This is a genomic window from bacterium (assembly GCA_027622355.1).
Lineage (GTDB): Bacteria > UBA8248 > UBA8248 > UBA8248 > UBA8248 > JAQBZT01.
The window spans coordinates 1-2,593 of the sequence record JAQBZT010000342.1; the positions used below are offsets into that span (position 1 = coordinate 1).

Annotated in this window: 2 protein-coding genes; both read right to left on the reverse strand. The window is 59.5% G+C overall.

The window, feature by feature from the left end:
- The coding region (locus O2807_14490; GenBank protein MDA1001711.1) for a hypothetical protein at positions 1-471 on the reverse strand (471 nt) is incomplete at its 3' end.
- Positions 468-2,593 (reverse strand): preprotein translocase subunit SecA (secA, locus tag O2807_14495; GenBank protein MDA1001712.1); only part of this gene is annotated, 2,126 nt, incomplete at its 5' end. The genes O2807_14490 and secA, both read right to left, overlap by 4 nt.

Sequence of the window (2,593 nt, forward strand, 5' to 3'; positions counted from 1 at the left end):
CTTGGGGTGCGTCGGAAGGCGGTAGTCGAACAAAAAAGCCGCCTTCTCGTCGATGACCTTTGTGATATCCATCAAACCCGGGCGCGTGAAGCGCACTTCATCGAACGAGCCGGGGACGTAAAAATTGAGGTAATACCGCTTCGCCAGAGGTACCCCGGAGAACTCAAGGCGGTAGACGCCGTCTGCTCCGCTCTGGCCCTTGGCGGCAACCTGGAACGCACCCCGGTTCAGGCGCGGATCCGCAAGAAGGGGCTTTCCCGAGGCCAGGATCTCCACCCCCAGCCCGCGCACCGGAAGACCGGAGGAATCCGTCACCGTTCCCGCGACGACAAAGATTTTTTGGGGCGCTTTCTGCGCATTTTGGCCCCCCGCCGAGGGAGCAAGCCCGCCCGGCGGGGTCTTCGAGGCGCACGAAACCACGAGCAGTGCGCACGCGGCGCTCGCAGCGAGCCCGAGGGACCGGCGGCTCACTTCCCGTGACAATGCTTGTATTTTTTGCCACTGCCGCATGGACAAGGCTCGTTCCGGCCGACTTTGGGCGTTGCACGGCGAACCGGGGCCGCCGTCTGAATAGCGCCGTCGGCGTCCCCCTCGCTAAAACCGCCGGAGGATGGGTGAGAGAGAATAAGATCCTGTTCGGGTTCGGGCTCTTCCAGCTGCACCTGATCCGAATCGACATCGAGACGGTAAAGGTACTGAATCGTTTCGGATTCGACCTTTTTGTTCAGCTCCTCGAACATCTCGAAGCCCTCGCGCTTGTACTCGTTGAGCGGATTGACCTGCGCATAGCCCCGAAGGCCGATGCCTTCCTTCAGGTGTTCCATCGTGGAGATATGATCCTTCCAATGGGTGTCGAGCACCTGGAGGTAAACGATGCGCTCCAAATCGCGCCGGATCTCTTGGTCGAAGGCCGCATATTTCGCCTGCAGCGCCTCGTCGATCAACTCGTGAAGTTGTTCCGCCAAGCGGTCGCGCATCTCGTCTTCCACATCGATCTCGCGGAAAGGCTGTGAAAAGCGAAGTTTCCAACCCTCGACGGTACCGTGGATCCCGTACTGGCCCTCCATCGCCTCGACCAGAGCGGGCAGGTTCCATTCCTCGAAATGCTCGGACTCGGGAAAATGCAGATCCAGAAGAGCATCAAGAATCCCGTGGGCCATTTCGCCGATCTGCTCGGAAACATCCTCTCCCTCAAGAACGGAGTTGCGGAGGCCATAGATGATTTCGCGCTGCTTGTTCATCACATCGTCGTACTCGAGCAGATGCTTCCGCATTTCGAAGTGGTGAGCCTCCACCTTTTTCTGCGCATTCTCGATGGCCTTGCTCACCATCTTGGCCTCGATGGGTACGCCCTCCTCCATCCCGAGGCGCTCCATCACCCCGCTGATGCGGTCGGAGCCGAAGATGCGCAAAAGATCATCTTCGAGTGAGAGATAGAAGCGCGAGCTGCCGGGATCGCCCTGGCGGCCCGCGCGCCCGCGCAACTGGTTGTCAATGCGGCGGCTCTCGTGCCGCTCGGTACCCACCACGTGAAGTCCGCCGAGGGACACGACCTCCTGGTGTTCTTTCTCGCAGGCCTCCTGGAATTTCTTCAACGCCGCTTCGTATTCCGGGCCTTCCTTCTCATCCGTTCCGGCGGCAGCCAGAAACTCGGGGTTCCCGCCGAGGAGGATGTCCGTTCCGCGGCCCGCCATGTTGGTCGAAATGGTCACGGCCCCCTTTCGGCCTGACTGCGCGATGATCTCTGCCTCTCTTTCGTGTTGCTTGGCGTTCAGGACGTGGTGAGGCACTTTCCGCTTCCGCAGCATGTCGCTGAGCTCTTCGCTCTTTTCGATGCTGATGGTTCCGACCAGTATCGGGCGCCCCGCCCTGTTCGATTCGGCGATCTCGTCGATCACGGCCTCGAGCTTCTCGCGCTCGGTTCGGAAGACCATATCGGGATGCTCGTGGCGTCTCAGATCCTGGTTCGTGGGTATGACCGCAACGTCCAGTTTGTATGTCTGATGGAATTCGGCTGCCTCGGTGTCGGCGGTTCCCGTCATGCCGGCGAGCTTGTCATAGATGCGGAAATAGTTCTGAAAGGTGATGGTCGCCAGGGTGACGTTTTCCTCCTGCACCTTTACCCGCTCTTTCGCCTCAAGGGCTTGGTGGAGGCCGTCGCTGTACCGCCTGCCGGGCATCAGGCGGCCGGTGAATTCATCCACGATGATCACCTCACCGTCCTTCACCACGTAGTCCACGTCCTTGGTGAAAAGAACGTGTGCCCGCAGGGCCTGCTCGACGTGATGCAGGATGTTGATGCTGCTCATGTCGTAAAGACCAGTGTCTTTGCGCATGACATTTCCCTGGTTGAGAATTTTCTCGGCCTCAACGACCCCTGTTTCCTTGAGGCTGACCGTTTTGCTCTTTTCGTCGACGATCAGGAATTCGTATTTCTTCTTGCTGATGTTGTCTTTGCCGCCCTCGATGTAGCCGTCCTCGTCCACGGGCTCATCGGACCTCTCCGACTCGCGGAGCAACGGCCGGATGAGTTTGTTGACCGTGACATACAGTTTCGTCGCCTCATCGGCGGGACCGCTGATAATCAGCGGCG